The sequence below is a fragment of the Epilithonimonas zeae genome, assembly GCF_900141765.1.
Taxonomy (GTDB): domain Bacteria; phylum Bacteroidota; class Bacteroidia; order Flavobacteriales; family Weeksellaceae; genus Epilithonimonas; species Epilithonimonas zeae.
Genome location: NZ_FSRK01000001.1, coordinates 1,186,720 through 1,207,879, shown reverse-complemented (window position 1 = coordinate 1,207,879; position 21,160 = coordinate 1,186,720). Strand labels below are relative to the sequence as shown.

Below are 21,160 nucleotides of genomic sequence, written 5' to 3'. Positions count from 1 at the left end.
TTTGATTATACTTTAGCGAGTCAAATCATTTATTGCATCGATAACCGTCATTATCGGTGCTTTTTTATTTTAATTGTATTTGATTGTCAGATTTTTTTTCAGCTTTAAGATTGAATGGATAACAAATTGCGAACAAGACCTCATTCATATCGCCAGAGAATGAACCTTTGATTTTCTTTTTGGCATATTCCTGAGGATAATCGATTTTAACATTATAAACGATTTCCAGTTCATTGATGATATTTTCAAAATTTTCATCCTCGAAAGAGAAATTCCTTTTCACATTTGCGACAAGATAAGTTTGAGGCTTCTCTTCCACATTCTTGTTCCAAGATTCGTTTGGAAGCAGATAAGTGATTTTTCCCTGATGGTCAACCTTCACTTTTCCTTCAAAAAGCTCCACTTTTTCTTTTCCGCTTGTTTGGTCTAGAAAAAATTTAGTTCCTAAAACCTGTACCGTGAAATCTTTTGCATTGATTCTAAAAGGTCTCGTCTTATCTTTTGCAATATCAAAAGTCGCTTTTCCTGTGAATGTAATTTTACGGTCCGATTTTCCAAAATCTTTTGCTAATTCGAGTGTACTGTGGGGCTCTAACACAATACTACTTCCGTCGGGAAGGCTAATCTTTTTCGTAAAATCCACACTGGAATAAAATTGAGACTGAGCTTTCTCCACAGAAGCCGGCGAAGAAGGTGTATAAAAAAGAACACCAAATCCCGTAATTACCGCAGCTGCAGCAACCCAATATAATTTTTTGAACTTGTTACCAGATTTTATCCTACTCTGAATTCCCGCTTGGATTCGTGCATCTGTCTCCGAATCCATTCTCTCGTTTTCTTCGTAAGTTTTTTCCCAGTTCTTTTTAAAATTTTCGTCGTCTATGTTATTCATATTCAGTATTACGCAAGATTTCTAAATCGTCAACCTTTTTTCTAAAGTTTTTTAAATTGATTTTAATTCAAAAATTTGATATTAATTTGACTTGGTCATTTTTTCCAAATAAGTTTTCACTTCATTCCATTGGTAGTAAGGAAAACTTTTGGTTTCAACAGGAATGCTGACCTCGTTTTCATTCAAAAGAAATTTCACCAAAACATCACTTTTCTTATTCTTATAAAAAATCATCTGAAGATTGGCAGCCATTGGTGCAGCCTGAAATGTATTCCAAACTTTATAAACTTCTCTTGGATTGATTTCTTCCTTGTCCATTCCTTCAACTCTCATAAAAGCTAATAATGGTGCAATATTTCCATCGTGTCCAAATCTAAGCGATGCTCCACTTTTATTGTTTTTGATATAATCTTCGGCTTCTTCCAGAATATTTTTGACTAACGGAATTGCATTATTTTTTACCAATCCTTTACTCAAAGGCGACGCAGCATCATTCACATAGAATTGATAATTGATTGCCTGATAAATATTGAACAATTCATCTTTCGTGAACAAATCGTAAAAAGAAATGTCCGTCTCCAGATTCTGCATATCGCTGGCAATCCAATAGAAAGATTCCACCACTTTTTCAGGATTCACATTTTTATAAACATATTCATCATTATTGAAGAGATTTTTGATAAATCGGTCTGAGCGTAAAGCATCTTGTTTTAGCTTTCGTTTTTCTTCCTGCCAGAAGTTATCCTGACTTTTGAAATCGATAGATTCTTTGGTATGATGATTCAGATATTTCATATACTTATCAGAAGATTCTACGCTGATATTAAGCTTTGGATTATTTGCTGTCAATTCATTGGTAAAATAAGCCATACTGATGATGCATCTCGGAACAACAGTCGATTTTGCAGTTACAACAGCATTATTTCCAAAAACCTGCGGATTATTCTTGAACATTCTCTGTGAAATCTGCTTATGCTGTAATCCGCCTAATTCCGTCAAATCTCCGTTATGACCTTCAGCAATTTTCCAGATTTTCTCCAACCGTTGTAACGCTGACTTTCCGTTTTCTGTCAAAGCATTATTCTCATTAGCTTTTCTCAGGATGTCCATTACACCGGAAAAATCTTTGTCATTAATGAGCCATCTTGAACCGTGTCTTCCATAATGACTAATGTAAAACGGCTGATATCCTGATGGAACCGCAGTCAGTTTTTTTGTCGGAGTTGGATAAGCGTAGTAAACACCGCCGGTTTGATTTAGGTCTGAGAGGATTTCTTCTTTAGTAGTTTGTCCCTGGTAAAAAAAAGAAGCTGCGAGCAGCAGAATAGAAAATGATTTCTTCATTATAAACTTATTTTAGTTTCAGATTGATTTCTGTCTTACGATTAATTACGCAGACCTACCGAAATCGTCAACCTTAAAAAAAATTTTTAATGAAAATCAATAGTAGAAAAAATAGATTAATGTTTGTTTTTAGGATGTGAAGAACCTTATTAACGTGCTTGGCTACAGCATTCTTGGAAATACTATTTTCTTTTGCAATTTCGGAATAACTCAGTCCATCAATTTTATGTTTGAGGAAGAAAGACCTGCTTTTTTCAGGAATTAGTTTGAGTAATTTTTCTGCTTGTTCAGAATAGGATTTGAATTGCTCTTCGTCATATTCGTCCTTCACAATGCTGAGATGAGATTCTTCCTTGAAATCAGAGAAAGACAATTTATTTTTCCTGTAAAAATTAGCAATCTCTTGTTTAGCAGTTTTGAAAACTATTGCTTCTTTATTCTTATTCAAAGAATCTCTATGCTTCCACAGATGGACAAAAATATCCTGAACGATATCTTCAATACCATCCTGTCCGTGAACGTATTTTTTCACGAAAAAATAAACCTGATTTTTGTAATCAGAATATAATTTTTCAAATTGAGATTCCAAAATGGAAATATGGTTTTAAGGTCTGGTTTCAAATATATCAAAAAAAAGGAATCTGACTAATTTAACTTAAAATATTAAAAAACAAATAATTACAGTTAAACAATTAAATATAAATCTCCATTTTATGATTCAGAAATAAAATATATTCAACAATCCGTATTTATACTCAAACTATAAATTGCTGATTTATACCCTATAGCAATTCTCATCTTCTTTGTTACTTTGACTTATTAATAAACCAATAAAAACAAATTAATATGTCTGAAACTAATGTAAACTCAACCGGTCAGCTTCAATTAGGTGGCGGTGCTCAATTTTGGGTATACCTTTCCCCACAAAACGACACGTCCAAAATGATTTCAACTTGGCGCGTAACTTTTTCACAAGAAAACTGGAGTGATTCTATTTCGAGTGACAATCCAACTAAGCAAATCCAAACGCCAGATCTTTCCGGAATTTTTGAAATAAAAGTAGAATTATTAAGTGGTTCTACAGGTACATGGCGCCAAATTCCTCCACAATCAGGAAGTAGCAATGAGATAGGATGTAATTCTAACTGCGCCTCAATGGTAGGAATTGTTGCTGACAGTCTAAATCCAGCCCCAGGATCAATTAATGCTCATTTTTGGACAACTTGGGATGCGATGTGTAAAGCAGGATAACAATATAATGTGATTACAACAACAAAAGCTTATTGAATTACAATAAGCTTTTGTTATAATTATTTTAAAATTAATGATTAAAGAAAAGTCACAAACTCTTCAAATGGTTTGCGTACTTTTTTCTGATTAAGATTCCAGTCATTTTCTGTGTCTCTGTAGCCTAAAGCCAACAACATTGAGCTTCGTAAACCTTTGGATGAAAGTTTCAAAAACTCGTCAAGTGCAATCGGGTCAAAACCTTCCATCGGTGTAGAATCTATTCCTTCCGAAGCCGCTTCAACAATCGCTAAACCTAAAGCAATATTCGCCTGTTTTGCTGCGTGATGAAAGTTTTCTTCGATGCTCATATTTCCGAAAAACTGTTTTGAAAATGCTCTTTGTTTATCATAATGAGTAGAGTCTACATTGCGTTTTTCTGCCAGATAATCGAATACGTTATCAATTCTTTCTTTAGAATATTCATCCCAAACAGCGAAAACCAAAAGATGTGATGATTCTACAATTTGAGGTTGATTCATTGCTATCGGTAATATTTTCTTTTTGATTTCGGGATTGCTGATAACGATGATTTCGTAAGGCTGCAATCCAATGCCTGAAGGAGCCAAATGAGCTGCTTCCAATATGTTATTGATTTTTTCTGAAGAAATTTTCTCGCCCGTCATTTTTTTTGTGGCATATCTCCAGTTCAGTAATTCTATGATATTTTTCATTTGATTTTATGTTTTAAATCAAGGCAAATGATTATTCACATTTACCTTGATTATTTTAAAATATTTAAAGAACTCCTAATTGTCCTAAAAGTATTGTTCCGGCATTATAACAATGGAAGGATTTTACTTTTCCGTTTTCAATTTTGAAGACATCACAACAAGGCACTTCGATGGTTTTTCCTGTGGATTCCAAAGTTCCCGAAGCCAATTGAAGTGGACCGTTATGAGTTCCGTTCAATGATAATTCTACGATGACTGTATTTTCATCTTCCAAGACGTACAATTCGTATAATTCTCTGTGCATATCTGGAAAAGCCGTAGCAAAAATATCCACAGTTTTACCGATGTCTTCACCGTAATATTTGTTTCCTGAAGATACGTCCCAGAAATAACCGTCTTCTGCAAAAAGTTCTGTAAATCCTTTTGAATACTGAACTTCGGCTATTCTATACAATTCACGGATTAATGTTTCGTTGGCTGAATTTTGATTGATTACCGATGCTTTCATATTGTTTTATTTTAAATGTTAAAGTTTGAGTTTGATTAAAATTTTGAAAAAAAGGGAACAAGAATCCTGCTGATGAATTCTTATTCACCGACTTCTTTATTGTTAAAGTTTGTTTGAAATTTAAAAGAGAATTTAATTTTTATTGTCTACAAAAACGTACAGTTTCACAGCTTTTCCGTTTTCGAAAACGAATAAATCCATTCCTGTTACAGCATCTGGTTTTTCGGGAGTTCCATTCTGCCAATATAGTCTTGCAATGTTGTGATTAATGTCTATTGCTTTGATGTGAGAGAATTTAGAATTCGGATTTTTCTGTTGTAATCCATCCACAAAACCATTGATTTCTTTGTGACCGACTGCGATAAAATGACTGTCCACCATTTCAATATCATCGGCATAAATTTTTGACATTAATGCTTCACGTTTTTTAAGGTCTCTCTCGTTCCAGATTGCTAAATGTCCTTCTACTAAAGATTTAATTTCTGTTTCAGAAAGCGGTTTAGCATCTGATTTTTCGGTTTGATTTTTTACGACATCTTTAGGCGACCATAAAATCGTTGCAGGATTTTTTTTCTCATAACCTTTTCCGTTTGGATAAGAGACCAATTCCATTTTAGAACCCCAAGGTGTTACAAAATAAACCCAAGTTTCGCCTTCTGTATCTCCCGATGGCATCAAAAACGGTTCTCCTAAAAATTGTACGCCTTTGCTTTTAAGATACGCTACACTTTTATTGATGTCATTCGTATAAAAAGCAATGTGACTTGCTCCGATATCGTCTCCTCCAGGTTGTTGAGAACTTCCTTTATTATCTTGATATTCGAATAACTCGATGTTGGCTCCTGTTCCTGCTTTTACCATTTTGATGGTTACGGGACCGGTTTTAGCATTCATATGATTGTTCTTTTTCCACGCATCATCCAAAGGAATCGGGCCTAAAGTTGTAACTGGCGAAAATCCTAAAACGTCTGTGAAGAAATTCACCGCCTGTTTCATATTCGGAACGTTGATTCCTACGTGGTCGATTCCAAGAATTCCTGTTTTTTCCTGCGCTGAAGTGTTTGAAACTGCTGTTGATAATAAAAGTGCACTTGCTACTGCTGTTGCGTTGGCTTTGATTTGTTTTTTTTAAATTGCTCATTATGATAATTTTTTGTTGTTATTGTATGAAGCAAATTTCCAACATTCGGAAGCCTTCTTCCATTGACAAAAGCTTGAAAAAAAAGCAAACAAATGTCAATGAAACTGATGATTTGAATACCAAAATTTCTCTCTAGCCCCGATTGCAACGGCATCCTTTTTCTGAAATGGCTTGAAAAAAGCGCTCGCGAAAAAGATATAGTGGAAAGCGGGATTAAGCTCCAAATAAGAAATCAAAAAAGGCTGGAACGAAATATTCCAACCTTATTAGTTATGATTTAAAAACTTTAGTTATTCGCTATATTTTGCTAACCATTTTGCTTTCAATTCGGCTCTTGCATTGATGAATTCCAAATCTGTTCCCTGAGCAACGGCATCCAACGGAAAACGTAACGGACGAGACCCTTCTTTCATCTGAATCAATTCCAAAATTCCGTCTGCGATGGTTTGCGGATTCATATTAAATTCTTTCATCTTTCCGAATAATGCAGCGCCAATCGCATTGAATTGTTCTGTCGCAAATGGGTCATACAATGTCGTAAGTTCTGGTTTGTCTGCATTAACTCCTGCTTTTTCGCCTGTATTCATTTCTGTTGGATAAACTCCTGGCTGGATGGAGACGTTGTCGATATTGAACTGTTTCAATTCGTCCTGTAAACCTTCTGTAATACTTTCAACCCCGAATTTCGATGCAAAATATGGAACCATAAAAGGCGAAGTATGCGCACTCGCTCCGGAAGTGATGTTGATAATCAAACCGCTCTTATTCTCCCTCATAGAAGGCAATACAGCCTGATAAGTTCGGATAACTCCATAGAAATTCACTTCAAACATTTGGCGAATTCTGTCCAAACTGTACGCTTCCAACAATCCGAAACCAGAAACGGCTGCGTTGTTGACTAACACATCGATTTTACCGTATTTCTGAAGGACTTTTTCGAAAGCATTGGTTACGGATGCATCGTCGGTTACATCGATTTCAACGACTTCTAAATTGGGGAGAGCTCCCAATTCTTTGGCTACGGTTTCATTTTTTCCTGAAACACCCCGCATTCCTGCGATTACGGTGTAACCTGCGTTGGCAAGAGTTGTAGCTGTTAATTTTCCGAAGCCTGTGCTTGTTCCTGTGATAAAAACTGTTTTGTTCATTTTGTCTTATTTTTAATTGTTAATTTTAATAAGACAAAGATGTTGCAAGATGAGGTTTTCTTCCATTGACAAAAGCTTGAAAATAAAGCAAACAAATGTCAATGAAAATGAAACGTTTTATTTCTTGACCATATTTCTACGCAGTCTGGTAAGGGTTTCGGGTGTAATTCCAATATAGGAAGCAATCATATGTTGTGGAATTCGATTGACAATGTGAGGATATTTCTCAAGGAAATTCTGATATTTTTCTTCTGCCGTAAAACTTATATTCGCCAAAATTCTCCCCTGAGATACAATAAAACTTTTCTGAATAATCTGATTGACCATTTGGTTCAGTTGAGGTATATCTGCACAAAGCTTTTCAAAATCTGATTTTTCGATTAAAATCAGTTCTGTTGGTTCGATAGCATCAATATTCAAACGAGAAGGTGTTCCGTTAATCAAACTTTCTCGGTCGCCTGTCCAATAATTTTCGGGAGAGAAGTTGATGATGTGCTCTGTTCCGTTTTCAGCAATGGAAAAAGTTTTTACCAAACCCCGACAAATAAAAGCGTTGTAATGCCAAACATCTCCTTCCTGACAAAGAAACTGTTTCTTACGGAGTTTTTTGGGTTTGCAGAAAGATTCTATTAATTGTATTTCCGAATTGGAAAGTTCTATTTTGTCGTTAAGATATTTTTGGAAAATTTCGAACATTGATTTTCGGTTTCAGAACAAATTTAATTATAATTTTTCGGAAATTATAATGGTCAGATAACTATATAAAAGCATTTATCCGCGTAGGACTGTAACCAAAATGTTTTTTGAATGTATAGGAAAAGTGAGACAAATCTTCGAAACCAAGTTCTACATAAATATCAGATGGCGATTTTTCTTTTTCCTTGATCAAAAAATGAGCTTCGTCTAATCGTTTTTGCAAAATCCATTTGTGTGGAGAAGTGTGAAAAATTTTCTCAAAATCACGTTTAAAAGTCGCCAAACTGCGACCTGTGAGGTAAGCGAATCGATCAAGATTGACATTATAACGGTAATTCTGAATCATAAAAGCCTCTAAATCTATCTTATGAGGTTCGGAAAAATCGAAAAGAATATTTTTGAGCTCAGGTTCAGACTGTAATAAAATTAAAATAAGTTCTTTTATTTTCAGATTGACAAGTAACTTATTTTCAAGGCTATTGCTATCAATAATCGTTTGCAAAGAGATGAAAAAATTTTTAATCAGTTCATTTACTTTTATAGGAACAAGCGGTTGGGTTGCTACAAAATGCTCCGAAGTAAAGTTATATTCTTTTGCGGCATTTCGGAGATTTTCTTCACTCAGATAGATATTCATACTTTCAAAAACACCATTATCAGGCGGATATTTCACAAATTTTACCAATTGGTTTTTTCGAATAAGATTGAAATTTCCTTCTTTTGCAAGATATGTTTCTTTACCGTCTATCAATGCAAAACTTCCCGACAACTGATACGAAAGCGTGTGTTGAGGAACAAAATTTTCTCCTTTGCGACTGACCTCGTGATAACAGGAATAAACAATTTCTGATTTCTCGCTCATAATGTTAATGATAAATGACAAAGCGCCATCTGTGCAATAACGCTTTATCAAATTTACAAATTATTATTTCAGAATAGCTTTGGTTTCAAGGTAAGGCTGAAGTCCAAATTCGCCATATTCTCTACCAATTCCCGATTGCTTAAAACCACCAAACGGAACCATCGGGTCGTGACGGAAACCATTAATACAAACTCTTCCTGCATCTATTCTGGAAGCTACTCTTTCTGCTCTTTCATTGTCTGAAGAACTGATGTAAGCCGCCAAACCATAAGGTGTATCATTGGCAATTCTAACCGCATCTTCTTCATCTTTGTAAGGAATAATGGATAAAACAGGTCCAAAAATTTCTTCCTGCGCAATTCTCATCTCGTTTTTCACATTGGTAAAAATGGTCGGTTTTACAAAGTTACCAGCTTCCAAACCTTCAGGTTTCCCTAACCCACCGACTAACAAAGTCGCACCTTCTTCAATTCCAATTTTGATGTAATTCTGTACTCTTTCGAATTGTTTTATACTTACCATCGGTCCAACATTCGTTTCTTCGTTCTCTGGTAATCCGATCACAATTTTTTCGGCTACCGATTTTGCAATTGCATTGGCCTCATCCAATTTATCTTGAGAAACTAAAAGTCTTGTTGGCGCAATGCAAGCTTGTCCGCTATTCATATAAGCGCCATAAACTGCCATTGGAATAACTTGGTTTAAGTCTGCATCATCCAGAATAATATTAGGAGATTTCCCGCCAAGTTCCAGAGTTACTCTTTTCATTGTGTCTACCGCATTTTTTGCAATTAATTTCCCAACTGCTGTAGAACCTGTGAACGAAATTTTGGCAACATCAGGATTATTAGTCAATTCCGTTCCAACGACATTTCCCAAACCAGTCACGAAGTTGATTACACCTTTTGGTAAACCTGCATCGTGAAAAGCTTCCATAAGAATTTGTGTCTGTAAACTGCTCATTTCGCTCGGTTTAATTACAACTGTACATCCTGCTGCGATTGCTGTGACCACTTTACTTGTTACTGAGCTGTTACTCGCATTCCAAGGTGTGATGATTCCAACAACGCCTACTGGTTGTAATTGGACTGTTGAAGAATTAATATTTCTTTTAAATTCAAAATTCCGAAGAACTTCTATCATACTTTCAAACCAGCTTCCTGTATTTTGATTGCTCATCGTTGCAAACTGCCGTGTTCCACCATATTCCTCAATCATTATATTAATCAAGTCTTGCTCTTTTTTTTCAACTGTAATTTTAAGTTTTTCAAGATAATGAATGCGCTCTGAAACTGTTGTCTGAGAAAATGTTTTGAAAGCTTCCTTCGCTGCAGAAATAGCTTTCCGAGTGTCAATTTCATCTGCGAGAATTACTTCTCCAATTTTTACATTAATTGCGGGATTAATTAAATCGAAAGTTTCGGTTCCGTGTGGCGTTACGAATTCGCCATTGATGTAAATTTTATTTACTTTTTTCATTTTGTTAAATTTTAATAAGGCAAAGGTATAATCAGTAAAATCAAATTACTTTGTAAAAAAGCTCAATCCTGCTTTGTAGAAAAGCTCATTGAAGTAAAAAAAGCTCAGATAATAAATCCAAGCATATAATTTTAAACTTTTCATTCTAAATATCTATTGTTATTTTCATTTTGAATAAGAAATTTAGACAGTGAAAATATTTGTAGCTAAATTTTAATGTATTAAAATAGAATTACTAAATTTAAATAGCTGGAAAATTAAAGACTTCAGAAACCCAAATCTTGAAATTATTTTATGAAAAAACACAAACGATTTTTAAAAATAGTATTTGTTGCAGTGTCCGTATTATCAAGCTTTGTACAAGGTCAGGCTTTTGATCAGGAACTTAATTTCAAAGGTTCTGTAAAAACGCTGACACTGGAAAAACAAAATGACAGCGACAAAAAACAAAAACTGATTACTATTTTTGAATACGATAAAAATCAACGGAAATTAAAAGAAATCTCGCCTTACAATTCAAACACAGACTATTTTTATCTCAATAAATCAGATATAAAACCAACCTTGACAAAATGGTATAGAACGGATAATTCCAAAGAAACAAGTATCGAAATTGAGGATAAGAACAAAGCCGGACAAATGCTCCTGAGTGGTACTCTGAAATCCGGAAAATGGGATTATTATTTCATCCACGATTATATGTCAAATTTAGAGAAAGTCCGTTGGTTTACTGATGGCGAAATCTATCTTGAGAAAACAGAGGAGAAAATAAATTTGAATCAATTTGATATTCCTGCAGGATTTGTTCCTTTTGATTGGGATAGAAAACTGTCATCAGGAATTATAAAAAAAAGCAAAGAATACACTTCCGACAGATACAACCACGATGTCGTTTTTGAATTTGTAGAAAAAGGAAATCCAAAAAACAGAGTAACTTTTCAATACCATGGGAACGATGTTTATGATGCTGGAAAAGGCTATTGGCACCGTTTTGAGAATGACAGAATGATTGAAGAACGCTATATCTACGGAGCTTCAGAAACTTCAGATTTTGGTCATCGCTATATTTATAACGCAGATGGAAAATTGAAAAGCGATTATTATGGTTATTTCAGTCAATTACCGAATAAATTTTTACAGAGAAAACTTTATACCTACAATGAAAATGGTGATTGTATAAAAGAAACCAGCGATGCGGAAAATGAGAAAACTTACATCATCAATTACAAATATACCTACGACGATAATAAAAACTGGACGAGCCAAACATCTATCTTTTCTGACGGTTCAGGAAGTACAATCAAGCGCAAATTTACTTACTATAAACCCGAAGAATCCGAATTGACAAATTCCCTATCAGAAGCAATTTACAATCAATATGTAAAAGAATTGAGAGCGTACAAACCCATTGCTGAAAAACAATTTGAGAATTACAATCTTGCAAAATCTAAAAAGGAAAATACACCCGCAGACAAAACCAATTACAAAACACTGAGATCCAAAAACTGGAAAGATTTCTTACCAAAAGGACAAAAATCTGATACCATTACAACAGGCGACCTCAACAAAGACGGCTTGGAAGATTTGGTAATGGTTTATCAACCTGAAAAACTGTTGAAGCAGGAGAATAATACTGTGAGAACACTCAGGATTTTATTAAAACAAAATGACGGTAATTATCAATTGGCTGCAGAAAGCAAGGGCGCTGTTGGTGGCGAAAATATGAATAATACTTTTTTCTCTGGTTTGGAAATCAAGAAAGGTTTGTTGATTATCAATCACGATTATATTCGGGGTAGCTCTGTACACAAATACAGATTTCAGAACGGTGGTTTCTATTTAATTGGTGCTGAGAGCCTAACAGGTGACGCTTCTTATTATTCAAGTATCGATTATAATCTGAGTACCGGAAAATATATCTTGGTTTATGACAATACCGAAGACAACAAAGATTTACCCAAATCCAGCAAAAAAGAAGGTTTGAAAAAACTGGCAACTCTTCCCAACATAGAAACTTATGAAATCTACTCTTTGGAAGTTGATGGGCATATGTTTTGATTTGAATTTTAAAATTAATAATTGATGATGAAAAAACGACTTCCCTTCTTATTACTGATATTTTTCTTCGCAAATTTCTATGCTCAAACTGAGCAAAATGATGCTTTATTAATGAAAGTTTTGAAGCAATTGAACATCCATAAAAAAAACATTAGTGAAGAATTGTACAAAGAGAAAGTACTTCCTAACAAAACCTCGCAAACTGTTTTGGTTATTCCAAAATACAGAGTGAACGAAACCGATGAATCTGGTCACGAATTTTATGAACTTGATGCTTACATCGTAGTTGCAGACAATGCTACCGGAAAAATTATCAACAAATATATTGAAGAAAGTGCGTGGGCTTCTGACGCAATGGTTCTCTCAGACATCGAAATAGATACAGGTCTTTATCAGCTGAATGACAAAAATCGGGCATTTGGGATCCGTGTGAGTTACAGAGGAAGCAGTAACCCAAATCCTTATTCCTACACAGATTTATCTCTGTTTCTGGCTCAGAATAATGTTTTGAAAAAAGTGCTTAACAATTATCAAATCTCAAGATCCAGCGGAGAATGGGACACGAGATGTGCTGGAGAATTTACTGACATTGACGGAGTAATTGATATCGATAAAAATAAAACAAACAGTTTCAACAACCTCATCATAAAAAGCAAAATACAACATACCAAAAGTTTTGAAACCAAAGACGATTGTGATGAAAAAGTAACGACGAAAAAAAGTACCAAATTTTTGAAATTCAACGGAAAAGAATACAAATAAACAAACTTATGAGAGATGAAAAAAAAGTTGATTTTATTCAGTATTTTAGTTCTTGTGCTCATCTTTATTGGGACATTATCTTTTACCGTATTATTCTCAAAATCCGAATCAAAAAGTTCTATAAACAATTTGAAAACAATTTTTGCCAAAACTGAGCAATATAAAACCACCGATAAAAACACAATCACAGAAATCAAACTCAATTATTCAGACTCTACTTACACTTATTCCGAAAAATATTTGATGAAACCAGGGGATGATGTTGGTTACAATAGAGAATCCAAAGGTGAGTTCAAACTCGACAAAGACGCGGTAATTTTTTATTCTGAGATGCCTGATAACCGATATTTCAGAGATCTTAACTTGACAGATGAAGAAATTCTTAAAATCAAATTCTCCTATATCTACCCGATTGATGAAAAATTAAATCATAATCAAATCAAAATTTACTTTGACAATATTGCGGAAATTGAAGGTTATAAAGCTTTCAGTATCATAAATAATCAATTTAAATCCTTAAAAATATTCGAAAGAAAGAAACTGGAAGAACCGAAATTAATTGAGACAAAAAATGACAATTTCTTTCTTTTTCATTATTTAATTATTGAAAAACCAACAAATAACCAATTAATTATAACAGGTGAAAGAGGTGAAAGTTTTTACTTTGATCTTAATAAAATTCCATATTCGGTTTTTCATTTTTTCACAAGAGTTTATGGGACTTATCTGGATTTTACGGGATTGAAATTTGTTAAAAACGGAAAAGGTTTGAAACTGATAAAAAGCAAGACTGAAAACAGATACCGTTTTAACCAAGCTTTGAACAGTGACTTTGTAAAAATTGAGTAAAAATATTTTTCAGTATTTTAAAATAAATAAATCAAGGTAATAAGTTAAGAATCTTCATTTGCTCTACCAGCTGAGCTACTTTTCCCGAAGAAAAGACAGGAATCGAACCTGTGACACAATGTTTGGATACGAAGTATGATTCTAAGACGACACTTGATTATTTTTTATTTTTTTTAAAAATCGAGCAACAAATTTGAAAGAGGCTTAACAATTTGGATACGAAGTAACTCTTTCTTACGGCATCGATTATAAGTAAGGTAAAAAGTCAAACAGAGACCTACAGGATTCGAACCTGCTTTATCAACCAACGAAGTAACTCTGCTTTTACGACACTTACTTTTTTAAGTTTTTTTGGTTATTGTCTTTATTTTGTTAAAATCGAGCAATTTGTAAAAAGAGTTTTTGGTTTCAATTTGAAGTCGAAGTAGCTCTTTTCTTACGGCATCGATGGTTTTTGAAGTAAGGTAAAAAAATCAAACAGATACTTATTTACAGAGCGTTACCAATTACGCTATCCCGAATTATCGGAAACAGGATTCGAACCTGTATTGCCGCACCCAAACGAAGAAATTCTGTTTTACGACACTTACTTTTTTAAATTTTTATGGTTATTGTTTTTATTTTTATAAAACCAAGTAATAAGCTATAAGAGTTTTTGATATTCAAGTTACGAAGTTGACGATGGAACTCTTATATACGACATTGGTTATTTTAAAACCGAGCAATTTGCGAAAAGACTCATTTTTCAATTGGAAGTCGAAGGATTTCTTTTCTTACGACATCGGTTTGTTTTTATTAATCATAATCATCTTTTGCAAAGAAAGTAATCTGAGATTTCTCTAGGTTAATAAACAAAAAGCTTACATACCAACCCATATCAAAACCATTCCAATCACTTAATTCAAAAATTCTGTAATTATTATTATCAAATAAATTTCCGATAAAATCATCAATCATTTTACTTGTTAATCTATCAGATATATTCCATTTATCATATATACTTCCTTCGTTAGCAATTTGATATAAGCGCTTTTGTAATTTTATTTTATTTAACTCACTGATATATAGTTTTCTAAAATTTTCAAATGAATCGTATTTAGAATCAATTGTTAGATAATCATCTTCATCATAAAAACTTAAACTGAGTTTTTTTAATGATTTATTTTTGATTAAATTAAAAATGAAATCTTTTGCGTCTATACTTGCTGACTGGAAAGAAATATTAATATCAAAATCTTCCAAAGGTTTATGAATAGAATTCAAATAACTTTTCAATTCCGTATTTTCACTCTCGATAGATTTTACAAAGAAAAATCCATTAAAGCTTAATTTTGAATATTCTTGTATAAATTCAGTTTTTTCTAGACCTATATCTACTTCTTTAAATTCTATATCTAGTATTTTATTGTATTTATTTTCCATTTGCGCAATATTTCAATTACCCCCGATTGCAACGGTATCCTTTTTCTTTTTTCTCAAAAAAGATATATATATTGGAAAGCGAGTTTAAGCTCCTAAAAAAAATTGGTTATTAGTTTTTATTTTTAAAAGCAGTGCCTTTTACAACACTACTTTTTTAATCATTTCTACTGCAGATTTTCGGTCTTCCAAAGCGTTCAGTACATCGAAGGTTTTGTCGGACCAGCCTGCGATCAAGTAGACATCATTTTTTCTGACATCCAACGGTTGTTTTCCGTAACCTGCCAAATCAAAAATATACAATTTCGCATTCGGGTTAATTTTTTTATATCGGTTCCAAGAATACTCAAAAGAGTCATTGGTTAAGTTACTGTTCCACAATTGAGTATCAGTGAAAAACATTACTTTGTCCACTTTTTCATTTCTTCTGATTAAATCCTCAATCACAAGATAACCGTTTGTGGAATAACCAACTTCGCCTTCTCTTTTGTAAAACGCATCCACGTTTCTCAAGATACCGTTTTTCGGCATCGGAACTCTTTTCCAAATGTCGCCGAACATACCTGTAATCACGTTTTTGCACTGCGACTGCAACATCATCGCCATCAATAGACCGATATCATACAACAACACTTTAGATTTTGGAGAAATTGCTTTCTGCATCGAACCGGAAACGTCTGTCGCAATCACAACCGAAGTTTCGAAACCAATACCTTTGATGTTTTTTGCACTCACCATCACGGCATCTTCCAATGCTTCCAAGATTGATGAGATGTATTTTGAATCGATGTTTTTCAATTCTCTGTACGCTGACAAAAATCTGAATGGCAATTGTTTTGAGTTTCTTACCGCTTTTTCATCCGACAAATAATTGCAAATTTTATAAATCGCATCGGAAGAAACGTTTGCTTCCAAGATATTTCTAAGGTTTCTCAATGTTGCCATATAACCCAGTTTATTGCTGAAAATCAATTCTTCCCATTTGTTTTTGAAGGCTGATTTTCTTTCTGCATCATTGGCAAATTTCGTCTGACCCAAAACAGAAAGTTCTACTTCCCAAGTGTAAGGCGTTTCCAACGAGTCGTTGACGATTTTGTTGAAAATAGCCTGCTGATTTTCATCTTTTGCTTTTGGGTGCACCAAGAACAATGCATCTTTCAAAGTCACTTCCACTTTTCTGTTGTATTTTGCGAATTGATATTCATCAAATTTGTTGAAAGATTTCACCAAACCTTTTTGGATTTGTTTAGAAAGCTTGTTCAATTTTTTCAAATCCGTTCTGTTGTTTGCCAATTGGTAATACGCCAGCAATTCTGTGATTTCATCTGCTCTTTGGATAACGCCGTCAACAGTTTTGCTTACCAAGTCTGTACCTGAAGTCTGTTTCGCCAATTCGGTTGTCAAAACCAATGGGATTGAACGCAAATACATATCTTTTCTTGCATAAACTGCTAATTTCGCTACGAAATCCGGGTCATTTTTCTGAATCAGAGATTGGATTCTTGTCAATCTGTCATTTCCTTTTTCATAGGTTGCGTTTGATAATCCTGTTGTAACAACAGCACTATATAGTTCTTCTGCAGGCGTCATTGTGTAAGCTTTTGCACCTTCGTAGTTGGTTACTACTCTATTTGATTTTCTTAAAAAATTAAATTTCATAATTACTGTTTTTATGGTTAAACATTTTGGAGGACTATCATTTTCTCTCTGATTTCTGATGCAAAGTAAAAACCTAATTGCGCAATGTTTTTGCGTAGTAAAATTAATTACTAAAAATTCTTATATTTTTTTCAATTAAGTTCTCTGCAGACACCAAAATAAAATCTTGGCGATGTTCTTCACATCATCAACTCCTCTGTGATGAGTACCTTCCAAGGGGAATTTCAATTCTTTCAAAGCTCTGTCCATTCCTACACTTTTTCTGATGGGATGCAATTGAGCAAATAAGGTTTTCACGTTGATGTGGTCATAACTTAAAGGATAATCAACCTTGAATTTCCTTGCCTGATTTTGAAGCATATTCAAATCGTAGTTTCCGTAACTTGCCCAAGTCAAATCTTTGGAATCATAATCTTCCCTCAAGATATCCAGAGCATCTTCCAGCAAAATTCCTTCATCATCAAGCATTTCTTGCGTAATGGAAGTCAGTTTCGTACAAAACGGACTCACTTTTGAGTATTGAGGTTTTACTAAAATTCCCTCATTTTGCGAAATCTTACCGGTTTTTGTATCCAGAATACACACTCCGATTTCTATGATTTCACTTTCCTGTCCTCTCGGCGGGTGGTCATTCCAACACGTGGCCTCGAGGTCTATAATTAATATATTGTCTGTTGTTTTCATTTGTTTTTTGTTTAATGCTGGGTGTTGGATGAGGGGTGCTGGATGTCAAACACAGAAGCTGAACATCCAGCGTCCTACATCCCGCATCCCGCAAAATTAATTTCTCGGTGCAAACGGTGGCGTCCATTTTTTCTTTTTCATCAGCTCCTTGACTTCTTCGTAAGAAATTGGATAGAAGTTGTGACAATCGACTCCAACGTCAATGCTTAAAGCGTTTTCATCATCCGGTAAAGTTCCGTGAGAATGACCGTAAAGTTGCCAAGTTCCGCGGTGTGAGCCATTCCAAGTCCTCATTGCATAATGGAAAAGAATGATTTTCTGTTTACCTTCTTTATTTTCCGGTTCATCAATTCTCAATTCGTGGTAATCTCTTATCGAATCAAATCGTTTCGGATAAGTCAAAGTTGAACCTTCGTGATTGCCTTTTATCAAATGGATATTGCCATTCAATCTATCCAAAGTTTCTTTGGTAAAATCCGGTTTGCCCAAACTGACATCGCCTAAATGATAGACAATATCGTTGACACCCACTTTCTCATTCCATCGTTTGATGAGTTCTTCATTCATCTGTTCCAAAGACTCAAAAGGCCGTTCGGAAAATTTTATAATATTGGCGTGACCAAAATGATGGTCTGCCGTAAAAAATATATTTTGTTTCATTTTTAGTATGCTGGAAGATGGAAGCTCGGTGCTGGAAGTTTTAATTTGTTTCTAAAACTTTCAATGTACAACTTCCTTTTCCAGGCTTTTTTTTAATTTTTAATACAACTTTTAATAATTACATCAAGAGCTTTTTTAGCATTACAAGCATATAAACCTGAGCACCAAGCTGGATTTGCTTCTATCAATGCCCAACCGTTATCTTTTATGATTCCAAAATCCAATACAATTGAAGTTGGCAAAGAATCTAAATTATCTTTTACGAAACTTTCGAAGAAAGAGAAAAGTTCTATTTCCTCAGAATCAGATAAACCATTGGTATCAAATTGATTATCTCTCCAATACGTAGAATATGTTTCTATTTTCCCGTTTAAAACAAAGCAACGAACTTCCAACAACCACTCTACAACATCAGAAATAAAAGCCATACTTTCTTTATCAACACTGTCAAATCCTTTAATGTCAGAAACCCTCTCATAAACTCCGGCTTTGAAATTTTTAAAATCTGAACATTTAATAAAAACATTCTGATGATTTATAAATTGCTCCAATTGACCGTATTGAATATTACGTTTGGTAAATTTTTCTGAAATATTTGATAACCAATTATCTTCAGTTTTCAGTAAAGCCAAATCACATTGACTGGAAACGATTTCAGCATAAATATCTTCGCCATAGACTGCAATCACATCATTTCTGAACTCTTCTGGAACATCCCATTTTAGGTTAAATCGATTCAAATTGTAATCTGAGCCAATGGATGCGTGTTTCAAGTTGATACTGTCTTCAGTAAAAACAGGCGATAATGCAACTATATTTTTCATAATTATTAATTGTAGATATTTATACAAATCGGTTTCGATTTAAACCTTTCGAAACTAAACTTTAACAGTCATCAACTCTTCTTTTATAACATCAATGACCAAAGAATTCAATTTTTTATTGATTCTTTTTTGCTCTTCTTTTTCTATGGTTGTAAAAGCATTCGGAAAATCCTTTTCAAAATCTTCCAAAATATCCTTTGAAAAAAGACCAATCACCTTTCCAATCATCTTTGGGTCGAATTCTCCAATCTTGCTCACAACGTTATTCAATCGATTTACAGTTGTATATTTTTGAATTTCTTCCCAAATATTCTGAGCATTTTCGCTGAAACGAACTTCTTTTTGAATTGGTCTGTCTTTTCTAACCATTTTAGATTTCTCGGTCCATTTTTCGTTTTTATTTTTCAAAATGACTCTTGAACCGTTTCCAAAATATTTCGTTTTCAAAGTTTTGACGATTGTTCCTTCACACATATTATTTTCGATTTCAGACAATCCCAACCAAGCCGGAATTTTAGAATCGAAATCGTTCGGGAATTTTAAAGCTTCTTCCAAAGTTCCCTGAAACAAGATTTTTGCATAGAAAAATCCGGTTTCATCGAAAATCTGATTGACCAAATCCGTATCCAAATAAGTAGTTCCATTCAACTTGATATCGAATGCATAAAATTCATTGTAAGGAGAATATTCTACACCTTTCTGAACTTTTATCGCCTCTTTTACAGGTTCTACTTCTTTGTGTTTGTAACCTCCACCGAACAATTCGCCGTAGATAACAACGGTGTCAACATCCGGATGAATGGTTTTTACTTTTTGGAAAACGTCTATTACATTTTTTCTGTAACGTTCCAAAATCTGATGTGCATTGTAGAATTTTTCATCATCCTCGATGAAAGCAGTTCTTTTTGCGATTTTAATTTCCTTTCCATCGGTAAAAAAAGAGAAATTTGCACCGTGAACTTTCTCCTGCACAATGAAAATCTCCTTTCCAAAACCCTGCAATTTGATTTGGTCAATCACACGCGTTTGGTAAGCATTTTTATAGAGTTATATGTTTTGAAAATCATTTTTTAAGTTTTTAATTTTGTTTTAACCACAAATCGAAGATTATCTCCTTTCAGTCGATGAATATTATTTCGACGAAGTCAAAAGGGACAAAAGCTTTTTTAGTTTACAACTTTGAAAATATTTAGTTCACCTAAGAGAAAATCCAAGATTTTCATTTGTAGTTTAAATTGTTTCTAATTCATTATTCTTCATCTGAGTAACGTGTCTCTGATTGTGCAACGAAAGGAAATAAATGTATTCATACACATTGATTTTTCCGAGTTCGTTTACCGTCATTGTCGTTTTGCAGAGAAGACCTTCACCGTTTTTCATCAAGTCTAAATAATTTAGACATTGGTGATATTGCTGAGAAATTAAACTTCTGATTTCATTTAAATTTAATTCTCCTTTCGGCTCCATATGTTCTGGTCTAATCCATTCAAAAGCCCCGTACTCACCAACTTTTTCAAATTTTTCTTGATTGAAACTGTAGTTTTCTATTTCAAGATTCAAATCAAGATTTTGATAATTTCGCATTGCCTTTTTTGAACCTTTTTTAATCAGAATCAACAAATAAAAGTTCGTCAAATAAATATGCTCTAAAATCTGCTGAACCGTCCAACCTCCATTTGAAGGTTGATAATTTAAGGTAGCATTATCTTTTTCAAACCAATTTTCAAACTCGTCAAAACTGAGTTTCAAATGCGTTTTTATATCCTGAATTAATCTAAAAATCTCCATTATAATTTTTTAAGTTGTTTAAAAGGCTTTCAATATTTTCCTTTCCAACAGGATTCATTGAGTGGCAATAAAATTTTGGTAAGTCTAAATAATTATCCATACAATATTCCACAAGCCATTTTGCACAATCGTAGCCTGTCTTTTCTACAAATTCTTTAGAATTGGGTTCTAAATAATGTTCGTCTGCAAGGTCGTGGTCAAAAGAAATCATTTCCGGAAGTCCTTTTTCCAAAATCCTGTTGACAAACTGCTCGTAATTTCGAACGATATGCCAATCTTTTGTGAGGAACATGTCCTGTTTTGTATAATGATATGCCTCAATTGGATATCTTATATCATCCAGAAACAGTAATCTTTTTGTCATTTCCATTGCTTTATTTTTTTTTGATGAAAGTTGAAAGATGGATACTGGCAGTTAAATTCATA

At 33.8% G+C, this 21,160-nt stretch carries 22 protein-coding genes; 4 read left to right on the top strand and 18 right to left on the bottom strand.

Translation table 11 applies throughout. From position 1 onward, the window contains the following. Positions 1–64 precede the first annotated feature (64 nt). The 3 genes from BUR19_RS05565 to BUR19_RS05555 all read right to left on the bottom strand — a co-directional run bounded on the left by BUR19_RS05565 (position 65) and on the right by BUR19_RS05555 (position 2,825). Entirely contained in the window at positions 65–892 is an 828-nt protein-coding gene (locus BUR19_RS05565) for a FecR family protein (protein ID WP_074233890.1), read from the bottom strand. An 81-nt stretch (positions 893–973) separates the two neighbouring features. Then, a complete protein-coding gene (locus BUR19_RS05560) occupies positions 974–2,236 on the bottom strand; it encodes a histidine-type phosphatase (protein ID WP_074233889.1) in 1,263 nt (420 codons plus the stop codon). 73 nt (positions 2,237–2,309) lie between these two features. Further along, a complete protein-coding gene (locus BUR19_RS05555; RefSeq protein WP_074233888.1) occupies positions 2,310–2,825 on the bottom strand; it encodes an RNA polymerase sigma factor in 516 nt (171 codons plus the stop codon). Positions 2,826–3,082: 257 nt separating this feature from the next. On the opposite strand from BUR19_RS05555, the gene BUR19_RS05550 reads away from it, so the two are divergent. Next, on the top strand, positions 3,083–3,487 hold the full coding sequence (locus tag BUR19_RS05550) for a hypothetical protein (RefSeq protein ID WP_074233887.1): 405 nt from the start codon (positions 3,083–3,085) through the stop codon (positions 3,485–3,487). A 77-nt stretch (positions 3,488–3,564) separates the two neighbouring features. On the opposite strand, the gene BUR19_RS05545 is transcribed toward BUR19_RS05550, so the two are convergent. The 7 genes from BUR19_RS05545 to BUR19_RS05510 all read right to left on the bottom strand — a co-directional run bounded on the left by BUR19_RS05545 (position 3,565) and on the right by BUR19_RS05510 (position 10,031). After that, entirely contained in the window at positions 3,565–4,197 is a 633-nt protein-coding gene (locus tag BUR19_RS05545) for an NAD(P)H-dependent oxidoreductase (protein WP_074233886.1), read from the bottom strand. 64 nt (positions 4,198–4,261) lie between these two features. Then, positions 4,262–4,705 carry a nuclear transport factor 2 family protein gene (locus BUR19_RS05540; protein WP_074233885.1) on the bottom strand — a complete coding sequence of 148 codons (444 nt, stop codon included), beginning with the start codon at positions 4,703–4,705 and terminating at the stop codon, positions 4,262–4,264. 132 nt (positions 4,706–4,837) lie between these two features. Beyond that, positions 4,838–5,824 carry a VOC family protein gene (locus BUR19_RS05535; protein WP_074233884.1) on the bottom strand — a complete coding sequence of 329 codons (987 nt, stop codon included), beginning with the start codon at positions 5,822–5,824 and terminating at the stop codon, positions 4,838–4,840. Positions 5,825–6,136: 312 nt separating this feature from the next. Beyond that, a complete protein-coding gene (locus tag BUR19_RS05525; RefSeq protein WP_074233882.1) occupies positions 6,137–6,994 on the bottom strand; it encodes an SDR family oxidoreductase in 858 nt (285 codons plus the stop codon). Between the two features lie 117 nt (positions 6,995–7,111). After that, positions 7,112–7,690, bottom strand: coding sequence for a Crp/Fnr family transcriptional regulator (locus BUR19_RS05520; protein WP_074233881.1), 579 nt, complete (start codon positions 7,688–7,690; stop codon positions 7,112–7,114). A gap of 61 nt (positions 7,691–7,751) precedes the next feature. Further along, positions 7,752–8,552, bottom strand: a complete 801-nt coding sequence (locus BUR19_RS05515) for a helix-turn-helix domain-containing protein (RefSeq protein ID WP_074233880.1) — start codon at positions 8,550–8,552, stop codon at positions 7,752–7,754. 63 nt (positions 8,553–8,615) lie between these two features. Beyond that, a complete protein-coding gene (locus tag BUR19_RS05510) occupies positions 8,616–10,031 on the bottom strand; it encodes an aldehyde dehydrogenase family protein (RefSeq protein WP_074233879.1) in 1,416 nt (471 codons plus the stop codon). Positions 10,032–10,325: 294 nt separating this feature from the next. On the opposite strand from BUR19_RS05510, the gene BUR19_RS05505 reads away from it, so the two are divergent. The 3 genes from BUR19_RS05505 (at position 10,326) to BUR19_RS05495 (ending at position 13,700) form a co-directional block, all read left to right on the top strand. After that, positions 10,326–12,089 (top strand): hypothetical protein, encoded by a 1,764-nt coding sequence (locus tag BUR19_RS05505; protein ID WP_074233878.1) that lies wholly within the window; start codon positions 10,326–10,328, stop codon positions 12,087–12,089. 24 nt (positions 12,090–12,113) lie between these two features. Continuing rightward, positions 12,114–12,851 (top strand): PA3715 family protein, encoded by a 738-nt coding sequence (locus tag BUR19_RS05500; protein WP_074233877.1) that lies wholly within the window; start codon positions 12,114–12,116, stop codon positions 12,849–12,851. A gap of 129 nt (positions 12,852–12,980) precedes the next feature. Then, positions 12,981–13,700: a hypothetical protein gene (locus tag BUR19_RS05495; protein WP_139297269.1), complete on the top strand. Its 720-nt coding sequence runs from the start codon at positions 12,981–12,983 to the stop codon at positions 13,698–13,700. Between the two features lie 795 nt (positions 13,701–14,495). Here the strand turns inward: BUR19_RS05495 and BUR19_RS05490 are convergent. From BUR19_RS05490 to BUR19_RS05455, 8 genes are all read right to left on the bottom strand, one after another. After that, entirely contained in the window at positions 14,496–15,122 is a 627-nt protein-coding gene (locus BUR19_RS05490; RefSeq protein WP_074233875.1) for a hypothetical protein, read from the bottom strand. A gap of 138 nt (positions 15,123–15,260) precedes the next feature. Continuing rightward, a complete protein-coding gene (locus BUR19_RS05485; protein WP_074233874.1) occupies positions 15,261–16,778 on the bottom strand; it encodes a TROVE domain-containing protein in 1,518 nt (505 codons plus the stop codon). Positions 16,779–16,913: 135 nt separating this feature from the next. Continuing rightward, a complete protein-coding gene (locus BUR19_RS05480) occupies positions 16,914–17,462 on the bottom strand; it encodes a 3'-5' exonuclease (RefSeq protein WP_074233873.1) in 549 nt (182 codons plus the stop codon). A gap of 96 nt (positions 17,463–17,558) precedes the next feature. After that, positions 17,559–18,122, bottom strand: coding sequence for a metallophosphoesterase (locus BUR19_RS05475; RefSeq protein WP_074233872.1), 564 nt, complete (start codon positions 18,120–18,122; stop codon positions 17,559–17,561). A 92-nt stretch (positions 18,123–18,214) separates the two neighbouring features. Beyond that, the gene (locus tag BUR19_RS05470) at positions 18,215–18,946 is read right to left on the bottom strand and encodes an ATP-grasp domain-containing protein (RefSeq protein WP_074233871.1); all 732 of its coding nucleotides are present in this window, start codon (positions 18,944–18,946) and stop codon (positions 18,215–18,217) included. A 54-nt stretch (positions 18,947–19,000) separates the two neighbouring features. After that, positions 19,001–19,966 (bottom strand): RNA ligase, Rnl2 family, encoded by a 966-nt coding sequence (locus BUR19_RS05465; RefSeq protein ID WP_074233870.1) that lies wholly within the window; start codon positions 19,964–19,966, stop codon positions 19,001–19,003. A gap of 210 nt (positions 19,967–20,176) precedes the next feature. Next, the gene (locus BUR19_RS05460) at positions 20,177–20,734 is read right to left on the bottom strand and encodes a DinB family protein (RefSeq protein WP_074233869.1); all 558 of its coding nucleotides are present in this window, start codon (positions 20,732–20,734) and stop codon (positions 20,177–20,179) included. Next, entirely contained in the window at positions 20,721–21,104 is a 384-nt protein-coding gene (locus BUR19_RS05455) for a cyclic-phosphate processing receiver domain-containing protein (RefSeq protein ID WP_083600645.1), read from the bottom strand. Before BUR19_RS05455 ends, BUR19_RS05460 begins: the two co-directional genes overlap by 14 nt. Between the last annotated feature and the right edge of the window lie 56 nt (positions 21,105–21,160).

Coding starts and splice junctions, on each gene's coding strand:
- BUR19_RS05565 (WP_074233890.1), bottom strand. CDS start 892: ATGAATAACATAGACGACGAAAATTTTAAAAAGAACTGGGAAAAAACT.
- BUR19_RS05560 (WP_074233889.1), bottom strand. CDS start 2,236: ATGAAGAAATCATTTTCTATTCTGCTGCTCGCAGCTTCTTTTTTTTAC.
- BUR19_RS05550 (WP_074233887.1), top strand. CDS start 3,083: ATGTCTGAAACTAATGTAAACTCAACCGGTCAGCTTCAATTAGGTGGC.
- BUR19_RS05545 (WP_074233886.1), bottom strand. CDS start 4,197: ATGAAAAATATCATAGAATTACTGAACTGGAGATATGCCACAAAAAAA.
- BUR19_RS05540 (WP_074233885.1), bottom strand. CDS start 4,705: ATGAAAGCATCGGTAATCAATCAAAATTCAGCCAACGAAACATTAATC.
- BUR19_RS05525 (WP_074233882.1), bottom strand. CDS start 6,994: ATGAACAAAACAGTTTTTATCACAGGAACAAGCACAGGCTTCGGAAAA.
- BUR19_RS05520 (WP_074233881.1), bottom strand. CDS start 7,690: ATGTTCGAAATTTTCCAAAAATATCTTAACGACAAAATAGAACTTTCC.
- BUR19_RS05515 (WP_074233880.1), bottom strand. CDS start 8,552: ATGAGCGAGAAATCAGAAATTGTTTATTCCTGTTATCACGAGGTCAGT.
- BUR19_RS05510 (WP_074233879.1), bottom strand. CDS start 10,031: ATGAAAAAAGTAAATAAAATTTACATCAATGGCGAATTCGTAACGCCA.
- BUR19_RS05505 (WP_074233878.1), top strand. CDS start 10,326: ATGAAAAAACACAAACGATTTTTAAAAATAGTATTTGTTGCAGTGTCC.
- BUR19_RS05500 (WP_074233877.1), top strand. CDS start 12,114: ATGATGAAAAAACGACTTCCCTTCTTATTACTGATATTTTTCTTCGCA.
- BUR19_RS05490 (WP_074233875.1), bottom strand. CDS start 15,122: ATGGAAAATAAATACAATAAAATACTAGATATAGAATTTAAAGAAGTA.
- BUR19_RS05485 (WP_074233874.1), bottom strand. CDS start 16,778: ATGAAATTTAATTTTTTAAGAAAATCAAATAGAGTAGTAACCAACTAC.
- BUR19_RS05480 (WP_074233873.1), bottom strand. CDS start 17,462: ATGAAAACAACAGACAATATATTAATTATAGACCTCGAGGCCACGTGT.
- BUR19_RS05475 (WP_074233872.1), bottom strand. CDS start 18,122: ATGAAACAAAATATATTTTTTACGGCAGACCATCATTTTGGTCACGCC.
- BUR19_RS05470 (WP_074233871.1), bottom strand. CDS start 18,946: ATGAAAAATATAGTTGCATTATCGCCTGTTTTTACTGAAGACAGTATC.
- BUR19_RS05460 (WP_074233869.1), bottom strand. CDS start 20,734: ATGGAGATTTTTAGATTAATTCAGGATATAAAAACGCATTTGAAACTC.
- BUR19_RS05455 (WP_083600645.1), bottom strand. CDS start 21,104: ATGGAAATGACAAAAAGATTACTGTTTCTGGATGATATAAGATATCCA.